Source organism: Vibrio sp. Vb1755 (assembly GCF_033338635.1).
Lineage (GTDB): Bacteria > Pseudomonadota > Gammaproteobacteria > Enterobacterales > Vibrionaceae > Vibrio > Vibrio alginolyticus.
The window spans coordinates 153,183-174,753 of sequence record NZ_JAWOTA010000005.1 but is presented as its reverse complement, the minus strand read 5'-3'; the positions used below and the strand labels follow the sequence as shown (position 1 = coordinate 174,753).

At 44.6% G+C, this 21,571-nt stretch carries 16 protein-coding genes and 1 pseudogene; 6 read left to right on the top strand and 11 right to left on the bottom strand.

Annotated features, from left to right (window positions below; genetic code table 11):
• Positions 1-121: 121 nt before the first annotated feature.
• Positions 122-2,337, top strand: a pseudogene (locus tag R7E00_RS07495) (TonB-dependent siderophore receptor).
• A gap of 42 nt (positions 2,338-2,379) precedes the next feature.
• Here R7E00_RS07495 and R7E00_RS07490 read toward each other — a convergent pair.
• From R7E00_RS07490 to R7E00_RS07465, 6 genes are all read right to left on the bottom strand, one after another.
• Entirely contained in the window at positions 2,380-2,928 is a 549-nt protein-coding gene (locus tag R7E00_RS07490) for a hypothetical protein (protein WP_005377712.1), read from the bottom strand.
• A 250-nt stretch (positions 2,929-3,178) separates the two neighbouring features.
• Positions 3,179-4,954, bottom strand: a complete 1,776-nt coding sequence (locus R7E00_RS07485; protein ID WP_054729984.1) for an ABC transporter transmembrane domain-containing protein — start codon at positions 4,952-4,954, stop codon at positions 3,179-3,181.
• Positions 4,955-4,957: 3 nt separating this feature from the next.
• The gene (locus R7E00_RS07480) at positions 4,958-6,697 is read right to left on the bottom strand and encodes an ABC transporter transmembrane domain-containing protein (protein ID WP_025998567.1); all 1,740 of its coding nucleotides are present in this window, start codon (positions 6,695-6,697) and stop codon (positions 4,958-4,960) included.
• Between the two features lie 271 nt (positions 6,698-6,968).
• Positions 6,969-7,460 (bottom strand): type II secretion system protein, encoded by a 492-nt coding sequence (locus R7E00_RS07475; protein WP_005377704.1) that lies wholly within the window; start codon positions 7,458-7,460, stop codon positions 6,969-6,971.
• Between the two features lie 204 nt (positions 7,461-7,664).
• Positions 7,665-9,008: a sodium/glutamate symporter gene (locus R7E00_RS07470; protein WP_262606089.1), complete on the bottom strand. Its 1,344-nt coding sequence runs from the start codon at positions 9,006-9,008 to the stop codon at positions 7,665-7,667.
• 427 nt (positions 9,009-9,435) lie between these two features.
• Positions 9,436-10,314 (bottom strand): LysR family transcriptional regulator, encoded by an 879-nt coding sequence (locus R7E00_RS07465; RefSeq protein ID WP_262606088.1) that lies wholly within the window; start codon positions 10,312-10,314, stop codon positions 9,436-9,438.
• Between the two features lie 103 nt (positions 10,315-10,417).
• Here R7E00_RS07465 and R7E00_RS07460 point away from each other — a divergent pair, with 103 nt between their 5' ends.
• Both R7E00_RS07460 and R7E00_RS07455 read left to right on the top strand, forming a co-directional pair.
• Positions 10,418-10,705, top strand: coding sequence for a putative quinol monooxygenase (locus R7E00_RS07460; RefSeq protein WP_017634033.1), 288 nt, complete (start codon positions 10,418-10,420; stop codon positions 10,703-10,705).
• A gap of 11 nt (positions 10,706-10,716) precedes the next feature.
• Entirely contained in the window at positions 10,717-11,694 is a 978-nt protein-coding gene (locus tag R7E00_RS07455; protein ID WP_258494252.1) for a Gfo/Idh/MocA family protein, read from the top strand.
• Positions 11,695-11,777: 83 nt separating this feature from the next.
• Here R7E00_RS07455 and R7E00_RS07450 read toward each other — a convergent pair whose 3' ends face one another.
• On the bottom strand, positions 11,778-12,464 hold the full coding sequence (locus R7E00_RS07450; protein WP_005377694.1) for a DNA-3-methyladenine glycosylase I: 687 nt from the start codon (positions 12,462-12,464) through the stop codon (positions 11,778-11,780).
• An 86-nt stretch (positions 12,465-12,550) separates the two neighbouring features.
• Here R7E00_RS07450 and R7E00_RS07445 point away from each other — a divergent pair, with 86 nt between their 5' ends.
• Positions 12,551-12,745: a hypothetical protein gene (locus R7E00_RS07445; RefSeq protein ID WP_170890614.1), complete on the top strand. Its 195-nt coding sequence runs from the start codon at positions 12,551-12,553 to the stop codon at positions 12,743-12,745.
• 85 nt (positions 12,746-12,830) lie between these two features.
• Here R7E00_RS07445 and R7E00_RS07440 read toward each other — a convergent pair whose 3' ends face one another.
• From R7E00_RS07440 to R7E00_RS07430, 3 genes are read right to left on the bottom strand one after another with little or no spacing between them, the layout of a single operon-like run.
• Positions 12,831-15,641, bottom strand: a complete 2,811-nt coding sequence (locus tag R7E00_RS07440; protein ID WP_213962566.1) for an Hsp70 family protein — start codon at positions 15,639-15,641, stop codon at positions 12,831-12,833.
• Between the two features lie 55 nt (positions 15,642-15,696).
• Positions 15,697-17,661 carry an Hsp70 family protein gene (locus R7E00_RS07435; protein ID WP_054576906.1) on the bottom strand — a complete coding sequence of 655 codons (1,965 nt, stop codon included), beginning with the start codon at positions 17,659-17,661 and terminating at the stop codon, positions 15,697-15,699.
• Positions 17,661-18,293, bottom strand: coding sequence for a DUF2760 domain-containing protein (locus R7E00_RS07430; RefSeq protein ID WP_005389474.1), 633 nt, complete (start codon positions 18,291-18,293; stop codon positions 17,661-17,663). Before R7E00_RS07430 ends, R7E00_RS07435 begins: the two co-directional genes overlap by 1 nt.
• 291 nt (positions 18,294-18,584) lie before the next feature.
• On the opposite strand from R7E00_RS07430, the gene R7E00_RS07425 reads away from it, so the two are divergent.
• Both R7E00_RS07425 and R7E00_RS07420 read left to right on the top strand, forming a co-directional pair.
• Entirely contained in the window at positions 18,585-20,126 is a 1,542-nt protein-coding gene (locus R7E00_RS07425; RefSeq protein WP_005377686.1) for a sensor domain-containing diguanylate cyclase, read from the top strand.
• Between the two features lie 83 nt (positions 20,127-20,209).
• Complete coding sequence (locus R7E00_RS07420) at positions 20,210-20,740, top strand: 3'-5' exonuclease (RefSeq protein WP_005377684.1); 531 nt, start codon at positions 20,210-20,212, stop codon at positions 20,738-20,740.
• 241 nt (positions 20,741-20,981) lie between these two features.
• On the opposite strand, the gene R7E00_RS07415 is transcribed toward R7E00_RS07420, so the two are convergent.
• Positions 20,982-21,422, bottom strand: a complete 441-nt coding sequence (locus R7E00_RS07415; RefSeq protein WP_017820644.1) for a TerB family tellurite resistance protein — start codon at positions 21,420-21,422, stop codon at positions 20,982-20,984.
• Positions 21,423-21,571 lie beyond the last annotated feature (149 nt).

Genomic DNA, 21,571 nt, shown 5'->3' with positions numbered 1-21,571 from the left:
TATGCAAAACCTCTGGTTTGTCTTTTACGGAAACAACTGGCGATGCCGTAACTCGCTTTTCTTTCAGCGGTCGCTGAAGTCATGAAGGGTTGGTTTGGCTGCCGACAAAAAGGAGAAGAATATGACTCGGCAGTTTATGCTGACACCAACGTCGATGGCGGTTGTATTAGCTTTATCAACGCCAAATGTCTTGGCTCAGGAAGATGAAAATATAGTTGTGATTGGACAGCAGCAAGACAGTGCAGTTGGTCCAGATTTTAGTTATCTCGGAGCGAAGAGTCGGGCAGCGACGAAAACTGATATTGCTATCAATGAGACTCCAAGAGCGGTGTCTGTTGTTACGCGAGAGCAAATGGATGATCGTGCCTCTATTAGCATTTCTGACGCACTACAGTACACACCAAGCATTCAAACTAATTATTTCGGCGAAGATAACAAGCAAGATTGGTTTATTATTCGTGGTTTTAAACAAGCGAACAGCGGGTTGTATCAAGATGGTACCCGTTTATATTCTTCTGGCTTCTATAGTTGGCAAATAGATCCGTTTGCGTTAGAGAGGGTTGAAGTTTTACGTGGTGCAGCGTCTGTTCTTTATGGGCAAAACCCTCCAGGTGGGGTTATCAATGTTGTCAGTAAGCGACCTCAATTTGATGGGGGATCAGGACTTGTATCTTTGGAGTACGGTTCTGAAGACCGTAAACAACTTTCTCTTGACGTAAACTCTGAGGTGAGTGAGCAGCTAGCTTTCCGCTTTCAAGGGTTAGCGAGAAAAAATGGGACGAGAATTAGTGGGGTAGAAGCAGAGCGCATTCTTCTCTCTCCATCGATGACGTACAAATTTAATGAGACGTCTGAAATTACCTTTCTAACGAGCTATCAAAAAGACGACTCAGATCCTTATCTGCAATTTTTGCCAGTTGAAGGAACGTTAACGCCAAACAAAAATGGAAAGATCAGTGATAGTTTAGCGATAGGCAATCCTAACTGGGAGACGTTTGAGCGTGAGCAGGTGTCTTTAGGCTATGAGTTTTCTCATGCATTTAATGATACCACTTCATTTGTTCAAGCAGCTCGTTACAGCGAAATGGATGTTAAGCTAAGACAAATGTATTCGTACGTTTACTCGGCTGACGTGCCTGCGTTGGGGCCGGCTTTGGACCCATCAAATGAACGCAAAACCATACTTAGGGGTGCTTCAACAGAAGATGGGTCATCTGATGCTTTTAATATCGATAATCGTTTGATGCACCAAGTAAATTGGGGAAGTGTTGAGCATAACTTGATGTTGGGCATAGATTTTCAAATGATCAGTATCGATGGTAAAGATTTTGCCAATGACCCTATAGTTGCTAATGGTAATGCATTATTAAACACACCAATGGGAGCTTTGCCCGATCCTAGGTTTAATGTATTTAATCCTACTTATTCGGATAACATAATGTTACTCGATCCGAATACGCTACAACCATTGAGCGAAACCGATAAGCAAAGAACGAAAATCGATAATCAGCAGCTCGGCGTCTACTTTCAAGATCATATGCTGATCAACGATAAATGGGCGATGTTATTGGGGGCACGTTACGACGATACAAGTAATGAAGTACATAATGTTACCACGGGTGCTCGCACGAAAGTCGATAATGGAGAGTGGACGTTTAGCGTGGGAACGGCTTATATTTCTGATTCTGGCTTCACGCCATACTTTAGTTACTCTCAGTACTTTGATCCAATTATTCAAGAAGACAGCAATGGTAAGTCAGCGAAGCCTGAAAGCGGTGATCAATTTGAAATCGGTATGAAATACCAACCGGATTCATTTGATGGTTATTTCAATATTGCAACGTATCGGGCAACAAAAGAAAACTTGGCTCGTATCTACTTGAGTGAATTAACGCAAATAGGAAAAATAGAAAATAACGGCGTTGAGTTTGAAGCTGTAGCTAATGTGACACCATCCTTAACATTGATCGGGAACATTGCGTACGTTGATGCAGAGATAAAACAAGACATCAATAAGGCATGGGTTGGCAAAACGCCTTCCCAAGTGGCGAATACCGTATCATCAGCTTGGGCACATTATCGTTTCTTTGATGGACCTCTTGATGGCTTTGCTGTTGGCTTAGGCGCGCGCTATACAGGTGAGTCATACGGAGACAATGAAGAGAGACTACAAGTTATTTCTTAATGGATGCGACGGTCAGTTATCGAATCGGCGATTACAAGTTACAAGTCGCAGCTAAAAACATCGCGGATAAAAAGTACATAGCGACATGTGATGGCTTTTGTTGGTATGGCGACCGACAAAATGTTATTGCAAGTTTAACTTACGACTGGTGAGTTAACGTATAAATAAACACCCCTAACTTTAGGGGTGTTTATTTAGAAATCGGCTTTACGGACAAAGTGCGGGTTTTTGTACTTTTTCTGCGGACCAAACGATGATACGACAAGTTTGTTCCATAATGTTTTGTCAAACTCACCCTTTGGAATCGAAGGGTAGAGGGTTTCCTCTTCTTCTCTTGCAAAGTTCATATATTGTTTCTTTTTAATTTGATTGTACTTTTTGGCGATCTGGTTATGTTTTCTTACCCACTCCAGCTTGTAATTGTGGAGCACTTTTTCACCATCTTCGAGACTCATTCGAGATAGGAACAGTCGCTTGTATGAGACCTTTCTGTCCAGCATTGTGCGCATAACGGTTTGGATATATTTACCGTGATGCGTAATGGTAATGTCGTTTTCATCAATAGGAGTGACACACCAGCCTTTAGGTAAAAAGTCTGGCTTCTTAAATTGCTTATTACGCTCCATTAGCGCCTGATGTAAAACTAAATCAGAGGTGCCGCGGAACGTCTTTTGCCATTTACCGATACGAATTTGAATCGAACCAGGCAAGCGATAGATGTTAGTAAACTTATCTTTGTCCATGGACTTGTGTCATGAGATTAATGTGCATAATTAGAAAGCGGAATTCAGCCCAATGCCACAGGCAGTAGACTTAAGTACCGTACGATTTTACAACGACCTTGCGTGATATAGCGAGGGGTTATGTCAATAATAGGTAAGAAATAGAAAATTAGTTCACATTATGAAGAAATTGGAAGCTTACAAGGCTAAATTTTGAAGTTACACCAATTATGCCCATGCCGACTAAATAAAAGAAGGCACGGGCATAAAATCACACCGCTTCTTCGAGTTGCTTGGTGTCTTCTTCAATCTGTTGTAGGTGTCGGTTTGCTTGCTGTAACTGATACATTTGAGCATAACGACCATTTTGCGTTAAGAGTGCTTTGTGTGTACCTTTCTCGACTAACTCCCCATGATGAAGAACAATGATTTGGTCTGCATCTAGGATAGTTGACAGCCGATGAGCAATAACAACGAGCGTCATGTCTTGTCTGAGTACCGCCAAGCTCTTTTGGATTAAAGCCTCTGTTCCTGAGTCAATATTTGCGGTTGCTTCATCTAATATCAATACCTTAGGTTTTACCACAAGCACACGTGCTAACGCCAAAAGCTGTTTCTGACCTGCAGATAAATTAGTTTCGCCTTGACCTAACTGCGTGTCTAGCCCGTTAGGGTAACGATGAATTTGTTCTGCCAAACCTACCTTGTCTAACGCATCCCATATTTGATTGTCATCAACCGCCCGACTGAGAGAGATGTTTTCTCTGACTGAAGCAGGGAGAATATGTGGATCTTGTTGAACCATTGCCACATCTTTGCGAAGTACGTCTTTCCCTAATGTTTTAAGTGGACGACCATCTATGAGCAGTTCACCACATTGCGTTGGATAAAAGCCCATTAACAGTGACGCTAATGTGCTTTTACCGCTTCCTGTATGCCCGACAAGCGCGATAAAGTCTTGGTGGTTGGCCTTCAACGAAATGTCTTTTAGGACGTCCTGTTTACCATCGTAGCTAAATGTGAGGTCTTTAAGTTCGATAGCACCTGACCTTAATGGTTGATGATCGCCCCCGTAAGTTTGTTCTTTCGCATCAATCAATTCAAAAACACGTTCGCTTGATACTAACGCCTGCTGAAGTAGAGCAAGTTGCTGAGTCATCTCAATTAGTGGTTCAGTAACTCGCGCAAGATAACTGATAAATGCATACAGTACCCCCACACCAATCAACTCAATACCATTAAAACCAAAGATCGCAACCAAGCAAAGCAACGCAAGACCAGCGAGTAAGTCCATTAATGGTCTTAGCAGATAGCCGTTTAGCCGAATCACTCGTTTAGATGCCAACAGATGCTCTGCGGTTAGCTCGTTGAACTGTTTATTAAAACGCTCTTCTTGTTGCATTAATTGAATGACACTCATCCCTTGAATGGATTCACTCAGATTCGCATTTATATCGGTCAATAGGTCACGCATCTTTCGGTAGCTTTCTGTACTTAGCTGCTTAAACAAGTACATAAAGCCGATGACGATCGGCAGCAATACAAGCACAACGAGTGTGAGCTGCCAACTCATGAAAAACATAACGCCAAGCATTACGACAATCATGACCACGTTTTTCACTACGGTCGCGATCAAAAGCTCATAAAATTGCTGTAAAGATTCCGTATCGTTGGTGATTCGCGACACCAATTTTCCTGCAGGAGTGTAATCAAACGCAGATAACGGCTGCTTAATCACGCCAGAAAATACTTGCTTACGAATCGCTTTGATCGTGTTAGCCGCGACAATGCTAAATTGCAATGACTGAAAATACTGGAATGTTGCCGATACGATCTGAAGAGCGATATAACCTACTGTTAGCGAAATCAGAACATTTTGTGAATAGTCACCTTTAGCGATGTGCTCATCAATGAAATATTGAATCAACCAAGGGCCGCCGGCGCTGGCTAACGCAGCAATAAAAAGCAAGGCGAGTCCTTTAATCATTGGCTTTGGTTGAGATAATGGGTAAGACATTAACCGTTTAAACGTGCTGGTCTGGTTCATTCATTATTCCTCCATCGCCTGCTCTAGTTTCTGATACTCGAACATCTCGGCGTACCAGCCTTTATGCGCTAATAAAGCGCTATGTTGCCCACGTTCAGTAATGTGTCCGTGATTCAATACAATGATCTCGTCTGCTGCTTCCAAAGCGGTGAGGCGGTGCGCAATAACGATTAGGGCTTGATTACGGTAGTATGTTTCCAGATTCTTAAGGATTTGATGTTCGGTCCGTCCATCAACAGCGGAAAGTGCATCGTCCAAAACCAACACTTGGGCATTCAGCAGCATAGCGCGTGCTATCGCAATACGTTGTTTTTGCCCGCCGGAGAGTGTAATGCCTTTTTCACCAACTTCTGTTTGGTAGCCTTCAGGAAACTTCTCAATATCGTCATGTATACAGGCTAACTTTGCTGCTCTATAGACTTCTTCTTTCTCTGCATTAGGGTTGCCTAAGGCAATATTGTCGAAGATAGATTTGGAGAATAGAAACGGACTTTGGTTAACTACAGCAAAGCGGTTTCGCCACTGTGGAAGTAGGGCATCCTTGATCTCGACATCACCGAATTTAATTGAGCCGTTTTCTAAATCATGTTGACGCAAAAGTAGTGTTAACAGGGTCGATTTTCCGCTTCCTACAGGCCCTGCAACTCCCAACATTTTTCCGGGTTCAAGTTCGATGTTTACTTCCGTCAAAGCGGGCGGTAAATCACTAGACCAATGGAAATCGTCGATATCAATTTTCAACGGAAGTGGTTTATTTTCTATTGGCTTATTGCCACTGATAATTTCTGGCTTTTCATCAAAGATCTCTTGTAATCGGTTCCATGCAGCAGAGCCTCTTTCTAAAATGTTAAATAGGAATGCGAATGCCAGCATCGGCCATATCATCAACCCTAAATACATCGTAAATGCGGTCAGATCACCAAGCGTGATCTCACCTTTATCAACAAGGTAAGCACCAGCAGCGACACTAAGAAGGAAAGAAAGACCGATGGTTAACTGAATTGCCGGGTCAAATCTAGCATCGACTCTTGCGACAGCGATGTTCTTTTCGCCAGTATCATCCACAACCTCTTCAAAACGTTGCTGCTCTTGGTTTTCTAATCCGAAAGCACGCAGCATTCGCACGCCATTAAGTGACTCTTGTGTCATGTCTGACATGGTAGAAAAGGCTTCCTGAGCGACACGAAAGCGTTGATGTAGGATACGCACAATAAAGAAGATGATGATGGCAAGAAATGGCATTGGAAGAAGCGCCATTACGGTGAGCTTCCAGCTTACTTGCGTTACCATAATGATTAAAACCGCAATACCAGTGATCAAAGAGTCTGCGGCGGTTAAAACCCCTTCGCCGGCTGTCATAACGATATTACGCACATCATTAGTGCCACGAGCCATCAGATCCCCCGTCTTGTAACGTTCAAAAAAACGAGGTGGCTGTGTCGATAAATGCCTATATAGACGGTTACGTAGAATGGTCCCGAGCTCCCAGCTTGCGCCGAAAAGCCAAATTCGCCATAAGATGCGACACCCATAAATAGTAAAGATCAGTACAGTTAACCCTGAGAGCCATAGAATCAGCGTATTTGTATCTAAAGTGTTGTCTACGACGCCATCAACTATGATGCCAACTGCTTTGGGCGGAACAAGCTGTAGTGCTGATATCACAGCGAAAAGCAGAATGGATCCGACATAGTGCCTCCACTTTTGTTGGAAATACCAACGTAGCTGCCAGAATATTCTCATTACGCCTCCCGCTTTAAATTATTGAATTTGTTATAGAACTATTATTGAGCGAAATGATGAGTTTACAAGCACAAGTTATAGGCGGGTTTAAAAACGATAGATTGTTTCAATTATAACCATGTGTCGGCGCAAATTACTGGTTTTATCTCTATGAGCTAACTGTGCGACGACATTATGTGAAATAGTTGTTAATGGTGGTTTTGGAGCCATGACCTTGCAATAACGATGAAGACACCAAAAGTAAAAGTGTTACTGCCACTCTCTATGGGAATTAGCAATCGTCAGTTTGTATTTTGTATTTCACTTGGCCACCAGGAGTTTCTGGGTAGTAAACTTCGACATAACACATATGTTCTGGACCAACAGGCTTGTTTGCAAAACCAATAAGGAAGTAGGGCTCGTCTGGGCTATCTACCCCATACCAAGTGTTGATAGTGAGTTGCGGATCAAAGCCTGCTAGCTCTTTTGCTGGAATAACATTTTTGATAAATCCAAAGTAACCAATTAGGTCGTTATGGCCGTCATTATCTAGATCAATGTTATATTGTATGCCGCCATCTACTGTCTCTTGAGATTGAATCACTGCTTTGGTGTAGACAAAGTTGTTGGCGGTCATGAGTGCTTCTCTGGCTCCATATAGAACCGCCACTCTGGCATCTTTTTGTAAGCCAAGAAATTTAGGAAATGCAACGACGCTTACAATACCAAGAATGATGATGCACACAATGAGTTCAATAAGAGTAAATCCTTGAGAGCGACGCACAGCCTTTCTCCATGTTTTAGAAACGAATAGGCGGCTATTCTGATATAGAAACTTTCAGGTCAAGTATTAAAAAAGAATGATAGTAAGAGATCGGGATTGCAAATCTCAAATATAAAACAAGTTGCTTATTTTCGAGATGAGGAGTGATTTTGATAAAAACCAAGGAATGAACTCGAGAGGATAAAATCCTCCCGAGTAAAGCGACTAAGATTCGTGTGTCAGAGCACTGCTGTTACGTTTAAAAATGAATCGCCAAATAAATAAGACAATTGCGATGTAACCTAATCCTACACCAAGCGCTTGCCAGTGCATGCCGTTATACATCGCGATTGGCATCAAAGAGATGATGAAGATGTCAGTGATTGAGCCAGGGACATAAGCTATGGCGTAATCATCAAGTACTTTGCTACGCATTTTGGGATCAACAATACGAAGTAACGCAATACCCATGGCAACCGTACCGGTTAACCAACCCCAAGAGAAAATGCCTTTCTCGAACCAATCTTCGCCCATGATACGTGGGGCAACCCAGAAGATTAGCCATAGTGTGAAGGCGATACCGCCGATTGCAAGTACTACCATAGGCATTAAGTACTGGGCTAAGACGGTAATCTTGATGGCTGAGATACCAAAGATAATCAAATAATCGGTACTGATGCCCGCAGCGTGTTTGAATGCACCGTCACAAAGATAGCGTGAAGCTTTCGTTTGTTTCGCGATGATTCGCACAAGCATGCCGCCAAGGAAGCCAGTTACAAACGTCGGGATCTGCACCTTATCGTGGAAAGAAGACAAGTAGTTGGCGGCGACATAAGAGAAAGCGGTTACGACAACCACTAGCGCAGCGTGAATCGCGAAAGAATCAACCGACAGGGAAGACATGGTGTCTTTCATTACCGGTTCTTGATCATCAGGCTTAACAAGGCCTTTGCGTTCGTGTTCGTCCATGCTGTCGAATGTCGTAAAGCTGCGAATCCAACCCATCTTCAATGCGAATTGCAGCATGAGCATGCCAACAGAAATTGAGATGAAAATACCTACTGTTGCGAAGGTTAAGCCAAGTGTGAAGCCATCTTCCCAGCCAAGTCCCGTGAAGATTTCACCAACAACAGAGGCTGAACCGTGACCGCCCATAAAGCCCGCAGACATTGTCACACCAAAGCCGGGATTAATCTCTGGCCAGAAGAAGGTAGTGATCGCGAGACCAAACATTGCTGCAAATAACCACTGAGAAACAGAAGCGATTTGGTTGAATGCCCACAATGAGCCAGCGCGCTGTGCGACGGTTTTAGGTGATGGAACATCCGTTGCCAGACCTAACGCAGAAAAAAGTGCAGCAGTTAACAGGCTTGCGTTAGCGGTAAAGGTATCGGTCCAAGGCAGTACGTCTAGCAGGGCTGGTCCAAAAATTAGACCGAATAATCCCGCGAGAACCGCCGATGGAATGTACATACGTTGCAGTAATGGCGTGTGAACGCGAATGACTTTTGCCAAAATCAATAGTAAGCCAGCAATGGCTAAGTCAGTCAGCATTAGACCTTTAGGCATTTTATCCTCCAGTAAATGCAGTCAAGGGGTAGCGTCCTTGTGACCAACCTTGATTGAAAAATCACTCCCAACGAAAAAAGTCACATACGTGACCAAAAGTGTTGAGAAATCAATGTCGTTTTCATAAGCAAAGGAATGTGCTTATGCAGTTTGAAATGAGTGCAAATGTCGTGATTGCGCACGAACTTGAAGAGAAATTAGATTAAATTTCTCGATGTTATTTTGATAGTTCACTCAGGAAAGGCGGCAATCCTAGTCACTTTGTCAGAGCAATGCAATTGATGGGAATCAACAAATGATGTTCACTAAATGAGCGTTCTTTACTAACGGCATGAAAAATAAAGATAATTAGCAAGAAATAATATTTGTTGTATCGACAACAAAAGTTGATTGGGTGGTTAAATTGTCGCCGATTTATGGTGTGGCGTTACGGATTCACATGCGAAAGAACAAAATCAACCAAGGTGCGGTTTTTAAGGGAAAGCTGTTTTGAACGGTAAAGCAGGTGGATCGGTTTTGGCTTGGGAGCATGTTGCTGGAGAATTTCTACCAAGGCACCAGATTGGATTTCCTGCTCAACTAAGATCTTTGGTTGCAGAAGAACACCAGAGCCTTTTAACGCGGGAAACTTAAGTACATCGCCATTATTAGACGTTAATCGGGTGTTGCTGTTTCCAAAGGTATTAGATGGCATGTTCACCACTTGTTGGCTTTCTCCTTGGTGATACTGAAACCCCAAACAATGATGATGTTCAAGGTCATCAAGCGATTGGATAGGGGCATGTTGCTCAAGGTAAGAGGGTGAGGCGCAGTAAGTCATGTGGTATTCACCCAATTTTCTCGCGACTAACGAGGAATCGACCAATTCACCAATTCGAATAATCACGTCAGCTTCGCTTCGATATGGGTCAATCAAATTGTTATCCAACATCAGCTCAACGTTCAAATCGGGAAATTTAGCTAAGAAGTCAGCCACGATAGGAGCAATGACCTTTTTGCCATACGTGACAGGGCAGTTAACTTTTACTGTTCCGGTTGGACGGTTGATCAGCGTCTGGATTAAGTTCTCTGCGTTAGTGATGTCTTCAATAATTCGGTGGCACTCTTGGTAGTAGAGTCTGCCGGCTTCGGTCAGGGACTGTTTACGCGTGGTGCGATGAATCAGCTGTGTACCTAAGCTTTGCTCAAGAAAGCTCACGTGCTTGCCAACCATAGTCGGTGAAATATCAAAGTGGTGTGCAGCATTACGAAAGCTGCCGTGTTCGACCACGTAAGCGAAAACTTTCATGCTTGTTAATTTATCCATTGCACACCCAGAGCTGATAAAGAAATAACTAAAGCAGAGTTTATCAATCAAACGAGGTTAATTACAGTGGGCGTATGATTAAGAATGGAGAAAGAGATCCATCATGAATGAGACGATTTTTGTTACCGCCGAACTGAAAATGAATGCCGATAAGCCAAGACAACAAGTAGTTGAAGCCATTGAACAATTTTGCCTTGATATGCAAAGCGAAGCGGGGTGCTTGCAAGCGAATGCGACCTACGATTCTAAAGATCCACAACGTGTGATTCTTTGGGAGCGATATGAAAACCGCACCGCGATTGAAGCGCATTTTGCTATGCCGCATACACAAGCGTTTATTGCGGCTGAAATGGCAGAGTTAGTTCAAGCATTCGAAACCCAAGCTCAATAGGAGACGTGAACATGAAATGGGGCATTTTAGGCACAAGCTTTATCTCAGGAGTCATGGCTGAGGCAATCCAAGGCGATGACAAGAGTGAACTGTACGCGGTTGCTGGGCGTTCGGAGCAGAACTTACAGGCATTCGCTGAGCAATATGGCATCGAGAATACGTTCAACGATTACGATGCGTTGATTGCTGATGAGCAAGTCGACATTATTTATATCGCATTGCCAAATCACCTTCATCATGACTTTATCGTCAAAGCGGCTGAGCAGGGCAAAGCGATCCTGTGTGAAAAGTCACTTTCGGTAGATATGGAAAAAACCGAGCTGGCACTTCAAGCCGTAGAAGCGCACAAGGTATTCTTTGCTGAAGGCTTAATGTACTTGCATCACTCATTGATCAGTGAGTTGGTTTCGGTGCTTAAATCGGGAGAGATTGGTGAACTTCGCTCCATCCATACGTCTTATATTGCGTCGATTGCGCAGTTTGTTAATCCAGACAGCAAAGGTGCTTTGTATAACTTAGGTTGCTATCCAATGTCATTAGTGCATTTGGTGGTTAAAACCATGTTGGGTGAACAAACCTTTGAGAACCGTTCAATGAAAGCGATTGGCCGACGAGGTAATGATGGGAATATCTGCGAGTCGAGCTTGATGATGCAATTTGGTGAGCAACAAACGGCGAGCGTACACACCGCCGAAGATCATGGATTGAAACACCAATTCACTATTCTGGGTAGTAAAGGCAGTATTACGTTAGACTCAAATCCATGGCTACCAACGCAAGACAACCAGTTTAGTGTGGAAATTTACGAGACGTCGAAGCGCGAGGTGTCTGTATCGGCAGCTGGAGACGCTTTCTTCTATCAAGTGCGCAATATTCGCCAAGCGGTTGAAGCAGGGCGTACATCGTTAGAGAACCCTTGTGCAACATGGGAAGACTCTCACCGTATTATGCAGCTACTGACTGAGTGGGAATCACTGGCTTCAAAGTAAGTCTGTACTTGAACCAATGAACATAAAAACGGCGCACTAAATCCAATATTTGGTGCGCCGTTTTGTTTTGGGTTCAGTGTCTGTTAAATGCGATTATCGCCGGTGCTGAACGCAATGATTTGGCTGATTTCAGACAGGCTTCTGCCACTTTCTTGCTGCCATTGAACAAACGCTTTGTTGGTTGCATCGAGCGATTTTTTCGTATCTTTGCCACCTTCAATGATCTTGCAATTACGTAGGTAAGCTTCAACGTCGCTAGACAAGATGAAGGTATCAACACCCATTTGACGCAGTGTGTAAGGGCCAGTATTTCCGCCTAGGCGATTGCCGCGTTTCTTCAAATACGCCCATAGGTCGGTGATTTTCTCTTGCGGCCAATCGGCAACCATTTTGCCAAACGAGCCGTATTCGATTTTTGCTTCGTGGATCATACGAGCATTAGCAGGAATCGACATGACTTTAGTGAGATGGCGAATGATGCGTTTGTCGGTTGCTTTGGTTTCCCATTGCTCGTCTGACAGCATCAACAGCGGCTCAATCTTAAATCCGAAGAACACTTCTTCGAAGTTCGGCCATTTGTTGCGAACCACGCTCCATGAAATCCCACTTTGGAATACCTTCATCGAAAAAGCGGCTAGCCAACGGTCATCGGGAATCGCAGCCAGTTCCTCTTTGCTTAGTGGATGAGACAAAAGCGCTTCAAGTTGATCTTCACCACCTTTACGCTCTGCAGCACGCTGATAAATCGCGTCAAATTTTTCGATACTCATAAAAGAAGTTAGTCCTAGTTTATGTCGATATTTGCGAAACATACTACGCTTAAGTGGCTGAATCGTAAATTGATGGAGTGTCACAAATGAAGAAGGTCACATTAACGTTTGTCGGAGAAGGTTCGGATCGTATTGCGGAAAAATTCTATGCGTGGATGACGGAGGGTGGGTTGGAAGACAGCATGATTGAGAATTTATCTGACCGTGAAATCTCAGTTGTTGGCATCAGTGATATGGATAATGAAACGCGTGATGTGGTAATCAATACGGAAATGAACTAACGAGTCGTTTTTCGTCAGCTATTAGAATCAGATAAAACAAAGCCCTTCACGAGAAGGGCTTTGTTGCGTTTATGAGCATGGGAGCTTAGTTATTTACCAGCGTCAGGCCGCTTGGGAGTGCATCACCAAAGATACGCTTCGATTCACTCTCCGATAGCTCTTTGACTTCTTCAACCAGCGATACCCAAGATTCAGGTACCTTACTTTGCTTCAACTTAGCCAGCACCTGCTCACGGTAATCGTCTGAGATATCGAATAGGCGGTCGCCTGTCTTACGACAAATCATCACGGCTGCGAAAGCGATCATTGGCTCTTTCTGCCAGTTCTGCTCTAACAGCTTAGGCAACCATTGTTCCGCTTGTTCACGAGGAACGACGTTATGCTGGCTGCCATACAAAGGCGTACGCGATGCCAAACGACCCATTGCCCACCAGTGCGCTTGTTCGAACTGGTTATGGTTGATGGCTTTGCTCAAGAACCACGTTGCCAATAGAACTTTGTCTTCGACTTCTAGGTGCTCAAGCGACGCCGCTAATCGAACCATGGATTCATAACCCATGTCTTGCGCCGCTTTGGCTGATTGTGGGTTTTTCATCGCACCAGGATGTAGGTATTTCGCGATGTCCGCCAAGATGGTCTCTTGTTGCTCTTGGCTCAAACCACCTGCGATACGACGCCAGAACACCCACCAGTCGGTCCAACCTTGATGGTTCTTAAACTGAATGTTTTGTTGGTAGAGACCCCAAACTTGCTCAATGCGCCATGAGTCGGTTGGATCGCCAAAGCCCGGACGCAACGCAAAGCCCGCCAAACGAAGCCAGTTTTTCTCGTGTTGTTCAGAACGACGGCGACGCTTACGACCTTGCGCAAAGGTATCAAAAAGTTGACGTAGGGTAGTGAAATCCCACTCGTCACGTTTGCCCAGTTTCTTCTCAAGATCTTTGGCTAAGGTTTTGATCTCTTTGCTTTCCGCGCTTTTTTTATTACCGCTGTAAAGGCGAGCGATCAGCTCCTTACATTCGTTCAGTTTAGGGTGAAGCTTAACTTGCTCGCTGTCGTCGGTTTGCTTGTTACGAACTTCGAATTCCAGCTCCCAACGTTTGTTATCGTCTTCTGCGCTGACACATTCCATCTTAAGCGTGCCGACTTCGGTCAACTGACACGCCAGTTGTACTTCTACGCGCTCTTTTTGGTTGGCTTGCAGTTTGGCACCTTCACCTTCAAGGGTGGTGATATAAGGCGGCAAAGGAGCAAATAAGTCAGGATCAACGTCCACCATCACACCGTTTTGAATGGCAGTGTTATTGGTTAAGGTGTCGTGGGTAGAAGTCAGCAGATTAAAGCGAACGGGTTCACCTAGGGTAAGCGAGAAACGACGACCACTTAAGCGGATCTCGTGTCCTTCTTCTGTCCCTTTTGCAAGCAAACAGAGCGCTTTGCCCATCTTGTTCTTCTCTTGAAGGTGCAAGAAGTAAGAACGCGCTGCACCACCACCAATTTTTAGCTGTGCACCACGACGTGCTTTACCAAACGCAACAGCACCTAGCGCAACAGACCAATCTGGATGTGGGTTATCTAATACCGTAACCGGAGCGCCTCGCCAATCGGACAGTAGGGTAGTGACTCGCTCAGTCACAAGTTCACTATTGAACACACCACCGTTAAGTAGCAAACCTACCGGAATTGCATTTTGTTTGTCGTCTTCAATGCTAAGAGCGGCACGAGCAACTTGTTGGTGCTGAGTTAAGAACTCGGCTACGTGTTTGCTCACCGCTGGGTCAGCAACGTATGGAAGACCAAACTCGACAACGGCGCTGCGACGTTTGTCTGGTACTTCACTGAAATCAGAAAGCGGGAAGAAGCCATCCAAAGCGATTTGGTGCACTTCTTGTTTGCTCAGCCCAATACTCTTTGTTCCGCCAAGAAGTTTAGAGCCGCTGCCTAGCATGGTGATTTTTACTTCTTCAGGTGCACTCGCTGAAAGTAGGTTTTCTTTCGCCTTTCGAGTTTGCTGAATCAGCTTAGTCAGGCTTGCTGCAGTGAGCTTCTTACTTTGGTTGAAGCGGCTCTCTGCAAGGTGCGCTAATGCTAAGTCGAGGTTATCACCACCAAGCATCAAGTGCTCGCCAACACCAATACGATCAAGGGCTAGTTCATCTTGAGAAGAGAAACTGGCTTCAATCAAGCTCAAGTCGGTAGTACCACCGCCCACATCACAAACCAGAATCAGCGGTAATTCTTTAAGTTCATCAGCTGCGGTTTGCTGGTGGCGTGCGTACCAGTCGTAACATACGGCTTGTGGCTCTTCGAGCAGGACGATTTTCTTTAAACCAGCCAGCTGTGCAGCTTCAAGCGTGAGTTTACGAGCGGTTTCATCGAACGACGCTGGAACGGTCACAACCACATCTTGGTCTTCTAGCTTATTGCTAGGGTGACGGTAGTTCCATGCTTGACGAATGTGGTTGAGGTAGCTTGCGCTGGCAATAACGGGTGAGACTTTGTCCACGTCTTGCGCGCCAGCCCAAGGAAGAATATCAGAACTACGATCCACTGCTTGGTGCGATAGCCAGCTTTTAGCGCTGGATACCTGACGTCCTTCCACCTTTGCGCCTAGTTCACGAGCCCATTCACCCACGATTACATTACTAATGTCGCCAGAGACAGGCTCGTTTTCCCAAGGGAGTGTTAGGTCAGAAGGGGAGATTTGACCAACCGCAGGGTGATAGCGGAAAGAGGGCAGCAATGGCTTACGAACCACTTCACCCGGGCCAATCAATTGGTCGATGTCGAATAGGGATACTTCGGATTGTTCAAGGTTGTCGGTGATTTCACAGTACGCCACAACAGTGTTTGTGGTGCCAAGGTCAATACCAACAAGAAAACGAGGAGATGCCATACAAACCTTCGTGTATTTAAAAACGGCACCCGATTGGATGCCGTTTGATTTCTATTTATTCTTCTTCGTCTGAGTTGCTTTTCGCGTCTTCGCGCACATCGAACTCAACATGCCATTTTTGACCGTTATCAGCGGCAATGGCTTCTAAGTAAAGCGTACCAAGCTCTGTGACGCGAGAGGCTAGGGTTACAGGAACCACTTCACCTTCACGACGACCTTCAGATACAGGCAGCGTTACTTGGATTTCTGGAAGCTCTTCAAGCTCTTCTGGTGCCCAGTAGTCTAGGTGAGTACCTGCTAGGTCATCACGACGAACCGTTGAGCCGAAGAATTGGAAGTTAACTGGCTGGCCGATGATCAAACCAAACTCTTGGCTTGGTACGTCAACGCTTGAGCCTTCTTCCATACCAAATGGTGCAACACAAAGTGCTTCCATTGGCGGCGCCATGCCCGGAATAGCTGGCATCGCACTTTCGATACCCACGTAGTACGCCGAAGCAATACCACCACGGATACGAACGCCCTGACCACGACGCACAGAGCCGTAGTAAGCCGCACCGCTAGCAACTGCAAGGTCTAGATCTACACCTGTTAGGCGTTTTGCCATTTCTGCATCTGCTTCAATTAGCCATTCGTTGATCGTGTCTTCTAGACGAGTTGCTAGAAGTTTCGATTTCAGAACACCACCGTTGAATAGGATTGCGGTTGGCTTGATGAACTCAGCTGATTGGGCTGCATCCGCACCTGGCATACCAGGCATGTTAGCGAATGGATTGAAATCTTGAGCTGCTGCTTCTGCGCCATTTCCTGAAGCAGAAAGGGCATTAGCTTGCTTAGACAAGAACGCTGCAATGTGACGAGTAATGCCTGCATCTTGTGCGTAAGGCAGACCCATTTGCGTTAGTGCACCACGGTTACGTTGAACAGGGTGGTCAGTAATCGCAACTTGAGGGAAGAAGCCGTCAACTAGTGTTTGTTGTACTTCTTCTTGAGTCAGTTCTGTTTTCAGCGTTGCGCCAAGCAGTTTAGAGCCACGGCTTGGTACTACGATTGGCACTGACTGAAGCTCACTGTCGTTCAATAACGCTTCTTTCGCATCACGACATGCGTGTGTCATTGCCTGAACTTGCCATGGCTGTAGCTCTTTACCTTCTTGGGCTAGCTTCATCTTCAAGCGGTACGCAAGTGCAAGATCCATGTTGTCACCGCCAAGTAGGATGTGTTCACCTACCGCGATACGGTTCAGAGTTAGGTTGCCGTCGTCTTCAGTTACTTCAACCAAAGAAAGGTCGGTTGTACCACCACCGATATCGACCACAAGTACGATGTCGCCAACTTCAACTTCGTCGCGCCATTTGTCGTTGCTGTTATCAATCCAGTTGTAAAGCGCAGCTTGTGGCTCTTCGAGAAGCGTTAGTTGCACGAAACCAACGTTGCGTGCTGCTTCTGCAGTTAGATCACGAGCAGCAGGATCAAAAGAAGCAGGAACCGTAATAGTCACGTCTTGATCGGCAAGGTTGTGATTTGGATTCGCGTGATTCCAAGCGTCTTTTAGATGCTCTAGGTAAAGCTCTGTCGCGCGAAGAGGGGATACTTTTTCCACTTCTTCTGGGCTACCTGCTGGCAGGAAAGCATCACGACGGTTTACACCAGCGTGGCAAAGCCAAGATTTCGCACTTGCAACAAGACGAATTGGCGTTTTCGAACCTAGGTTACGTGCAATCGCACCAACCAGAGCTTTTGGCTCGCTCGACCACGGAAGAACGCGTGATTGCGGGTTCATTTCGTGTTCGTGTGGTTGGTAAAGGAAAGAGCCTAATTGGCTACGAGTCTCTACCGTACCCGGCGCAGTCAACTGCGGGATTGGCATTACTTCAACGCGAGCGTCTTCGTCGTGAGTATCAACAAAAGACATGACACAGTGTGTTGTACCTAAGTCGATACCAACACTGAATTTAGGTGTCTGTTGAGTTTCAACAGACGCTTCTTGAGAATGGTTTTCTTGGTTCATGTGTTCCATTACAGCTCAACCTCAGCTGGAGCGATCACAGATGCATCGTAGTTCTCAGCCAGTTTAGGCAACGTCATTGATGTTGCTTTCCAACCTTTGTGAACTAGCGTGCCGTTGAATGGCGCGCTGCCTGTTACGTTGCCAGTTAGGCGGATTTCTTGTGGGTTGAAGCCTTCTTCAACCGTAATGCGAGTTTCTTCGTCTTCGTTACGAACATGCGCTAGCGTCACGTAGTCGTTCAGTACTTTCTGACCGCCAGTGTGGATTACGCGAGCGGCTGCGCCTACTTCTTCATCAGAGAATGACGTTAGGTCTTCTTTTAGGAAGTCAATCAGGCGAGCTTCTTGTTGCATGATAGAAAGCAGCTGCATTGCAGAGTCCGTTGACGCGGTTGCAAGTTTTGATTCAACTTCCACCACTTTTTCAACGACTTTCTCTACTTCCACTACTTTTTCTACTTCAACGATCTTCTCAACTGGTTTCTCAACCTCGACGATTTTCTCGACTGGTTTTTCTACCACTTTCTCGACCACTTTTGATTTGCGCGACACTGCAACTAGAAGAAGCAAAACGCTCGATGCGGTTAGGCCAGCGTGAAGCATATCGAACGTTTGAGGAATTAGGTTCAAATCAATGTTCATGACGTTTTTTCTCTTTCTATTGATTTATTGGTGCTCAGTATTGGCTCATATTTGTTCACTAAAACGATCGTCTTTGCGATCTTGCACCAAGTTTAGACATTAAAATGATGACGGATGGTAGCATATTCAAGGCTTAAGGCTGTAATAATTCGTGACTATACCGTACGAACAGCGTGAAAAATCGACGATCAGACTCCCCAATATAGGTTGTTGCTTGATGTTTGTGCATTGCTAACGCAGTATTTCAATAGATCCCGAAGTTTAACTTACGGAAGTATCAAAAATTACGATATGACACAAAGCACCGCTCATAAGAGCTTTATAAAACGACATTCAGACTCTATTTTAGCTTTTTTGGCGACTTTATGTGTCACTGCTGGTGTAGTTGGTGCTGCTTATACAATGCAGCAACGGTATACACAGACGACGTTTGATACTTTAGCCGACCGACAAGCAGAATCACTTAAAGCAAACGTCGAGAATGATCTAAAGTTCATTGGTGCGGGCGCAAACTTTTTCCATTCGATTGAGCGAAGCTATTGGCCATCGTTTCCGATGTATGCGGAACAAGTGATTAACAGCTCGCGAAGTCTCATTGGACTTCAATGGATGCAAAAGGTCGAATTTGAAGATCTTGATGAACATATTTTAAAGACCCGTCAAAAATTTCCAAACTTCCAACCGTTTACCGTTCCTAAAGATGGTCCCAAAACCTACGGGTACATTTTTGAACACAATGAGCCAATTTTCATCGCGTCGGATATCTACCCAAGAACACCGGAAAACCTTTCTCTATTGGGTTTCTATTTTTCGCGCAAACGCTTCGATTTAATCTTGGATGATATTTCCGAAAATGGGCGAGCGAATGTCTCGGATAAAGTTCGCTTGCTGCAAGATGGTTATGACAAGTCCATACCTAAGACTGGGTTGCTGGTGTTCCATCCAGTGTTCGACTTCGAGAACAAATATTTATTAGGAGTAGTGACCGGTGTTATCCGAAGTACGGTTTACTTTGAGGATTTGATTACGAAAACCGCGACGGAGCTCGATATGTCGGTGCGCGTAGAAGATTTGGGATTCGACGCAGCAGATGACCCTGTTCTCTTTCAAAGTGCGAGCTGGGACAACATTCGAGGAACGGTTATAAGCCGGACCATTCAACTGCCTAACCGTGAATGGCGTATTGACTTTAAGCTTTCTGACGCAGTCTCAGCTTGGGAACGTTCTATTTTAGCGGGCACGACACTAGCCGGATTGGTAATCGCCTTTTTGATCAGTTGGATTGTGAATTTACAGTCTCGAGAAAAAGAGCGCTTAGCGGTCATGTTGGAGCTCAAAACCGTTGAATTAAAAAGAATGGCAGAGCGAGACCCTCTAACTCAACTACTGAATCGCCGAGCATTCAACGATCATTTGCTTAATCAGATAAACAAAGGTGTTAACTTCGCCTTGGTTGGTTTTGATATCGACCACTTCAAAGTGATTAATGACAAACACGGCCATTTAGGTGGAGATGAAGCGTTACAACATGTCACTAAGCTGGTCAGTGCTAATTTAAAACCGGGAGATAAGTTTTACCGAGCTGGTGGTGACGAGTTTTGTATTATTTCTAAAGTCATTGATAGAGCAGTGCTAGAAGCTTACCTAGAAAAATTACGGAGTGTTGTGGCAAGTACGGCTTTTGATTATGGTGATGCGTCAATCATCTGTACGTTGAGTATCGGTGCGGTTATCCATAAAGAAGAAGATCCTGAGAGCTTGTATCACAAAATGGATAGTCAACTCTATTTGAGTAAAAAAAACGGCCGTAATAATGTGTCGATCGGCGATTAAATGGGCGCACAAATTCGAGTTTTACGCCGTGTTACGATAGAATCGCACGCTTTAAATTTTTATGTTAGGAACCAAGGCAAACTATGAACCATAACCGTATTGTATGCTTCGATTTAGAAATGTGTTGCTGGAACGAAAATGGCGTCGGCAGCACGGGTGAAATTATCGAAGTGGGGTTAGCTGAAATAGATTTGTCTAAAGGTGAGATAGTCAAGCGTGCTCAATACTACGTGAAACCAGAACACGATGAAGTCTCTCTATTTTGCGCTGAGTTAACGGGCATCACACCACGTAAGATTGAAAAACAAGGACGCCCACTAGAAGAAGTGCTTAAATCCATGGTTAAGAACTTCGGTGGTCGCAACAAAATCTTTGCATCTTGGGGGCGAGATGACCTCATTCTTCTAGAAGAGTGTAAGCAAAAAGGTATTGAAGCACCGTTCACAGAGTTCATCAACTTAGCGACACTCTACCGTATTCAAAATCGTCTTAAAGATAAACGTATAGGCCATCGAGCCGCTCAAGAAGCAAAAGGAATAGACTGGGAAGGGCGTCAACACTCTGGCTATGTAGATGCATATAACTTAGCTAAGCTTGCTTTGACCATGTTTTAGTTATTCGAACCTAGCTAGCTTGTAATTAAATAATCATCCAACCATTGTTGTTTTGTCATGCAGTCTGTTTAGTGTGGAAAGAGCTAAACACATACCTTGACCAGTATTTTAATAACAATGTCGTTGGCTTATTGAAAAACGCGCAGAGTGCGCGTTTTTTTATGGCTACAGAAGCGATATCTGTTGTCATTCTAGGGGTAGCTTAGAGTTAGCCAGCGACTTATATACTCATCTCGTCACTTTACTGAGACTGTAACTTCGCTCGAATGAACTCGCTGTGATCAACATAGAGTAGCTCTGCTGTTTTACGGATCACCGCGTCTTCTAGCGGGTCAATTTCGCCGTCTGCGTAAGCGACTTCCCACATGCTTTTGATTAAGTTGTAACGAGTTTCTTGAGTCAGTTCTCTTAGTTGAGAGGTAAAGTCGTACAGCGAAGCGGAATCTTTTATTTTCTGTTGCGCTTGCTCTAACAAAGTATTTGATTCCTCTTCATTTAACGAAAGCAGTTTCATCAATAAAGAGCGCTTTGTTTCTTGTTCTCTATCATCGACACTATGGTCTGCGCCAGAAACTTCACAAAGCAAACACGCGATAGCCATGTTAGGGGAAAGTGTGTTGGTTTGGCTTAAATCAGAGCCATCAATGAGTTGTTTAAATAATGATGTGAGAGAATTAAACATAATGAACACCGAGCTATTGTTTATTTGGTTAACATGGTAATAAATACGGAAGATCTCAAGGTGCGATACCAAATTTAGCACGCCGTTGACATTTAAGAACGGCCACTTTCTCCCCAAAAAAACCTAAACTCCTGAGTTAGTTCAAGGTG

Coding starts and splice junctions, on each gene's coding strand:
- R7E00_RS07490 (WP_005377712.1), bottom strand. CDS start 2,928: ATGGACAAAGATAAGTTTACTAACATCTATCGCTTGCCTGGTTCGATT.
- R7E00_RS07485 (WP_054729984.1), bottom strand. CDS start 4,954: ATGAACCAGACCAGCACGTTTAAACGGTTAATGTCTTACCCATTATCT.
- R7E00_RS07480 (WP_025998567.1), bottom strand. CDS start 6,697: ATGAGAATATTCTGGCAGCTACGTTGGTATTTCCAACAAAAGTGGAGG.
- R7E00_RS07470 (WP_262606089.1), bottom strand. CDS start 9,008: ATGCCTAAAGGTCTAATGCTGACTGACTTAGCCATTGCTGGCTTACTA.
- R7E00_RS07465 (WP_262606088.1), bottom strand. CDS start 10,314: ATGGATAAATTAACAAGCATGAAAGTTTTCGCTTACGTGGTCGAACAC.
- R7E00_RS07460 (WP_017634033.1), top strand. CDS start 10,418: ATGAATGAGACGATTTTTGTTACCGCCGAACTGAAAATGAATGCCGAT.
- R7E00_RS07455 (WP_258494252.1), top strand. CDS start 10,717: ATGAAATGGGGCATTTTAGGCACAAGCTTTATCTCAGGAGTCATGGCT.
- R7E00_RS07450 (WP_005377694.1), bottom strand. CDS start 12,464: ATGAGTATCGAAAAATTTGACGCGATTTATCAGCGTGCTGCAGAGCGT.
- R7E00_RS07445 (WP_170890614.1), top strand. CDS start 12,551: ATGAAGAAGGTCACATTAACGTTTGTCGGAGAAGGTTCGGATCGTATT.
- R7E00_RS07440 (WP_213962566.1), bottom strand. CDS start 15,641: ATGGCATCTCCTCGTTTTCTTGTTGGTATTGACCTTGGCACCACAAAC.
- R7E00_RS07435 (WP_054576906.1), bottom strand. CDS start 17,661: ATGGAACACATGAACCAAGAAAACCATTCTCAAGAAGCGTCTGTTGAA.
- R7E00_RS07430 (WP_005389474.1), bottom strand. CDS start 18,293: ATGAACATTGATTTGAACCTAATTCCTCAAACGTTCGATATGCTTCAC.
- R7E00_RS07425 (WP_005377686.1), top strand. CDS start 18,585: ATGACACAAAGCACCGCTCATAAGAGCTTTATAAAACGACATTCAGAC.
- R7E00_RS07420 (WP_005377684.1), top strand. CDS start 20,210: ATGAACCATAACCGTATTGTATGCTTCGATTTAGAAATGTGTTGCTGG.
- R7E00_RS07415 (WP_017820644.1), bottom strand. CDS start 21,422: ATGTTTAATTCTCTCACATCATTATTTAAACAACTCATTGATGGCTCT.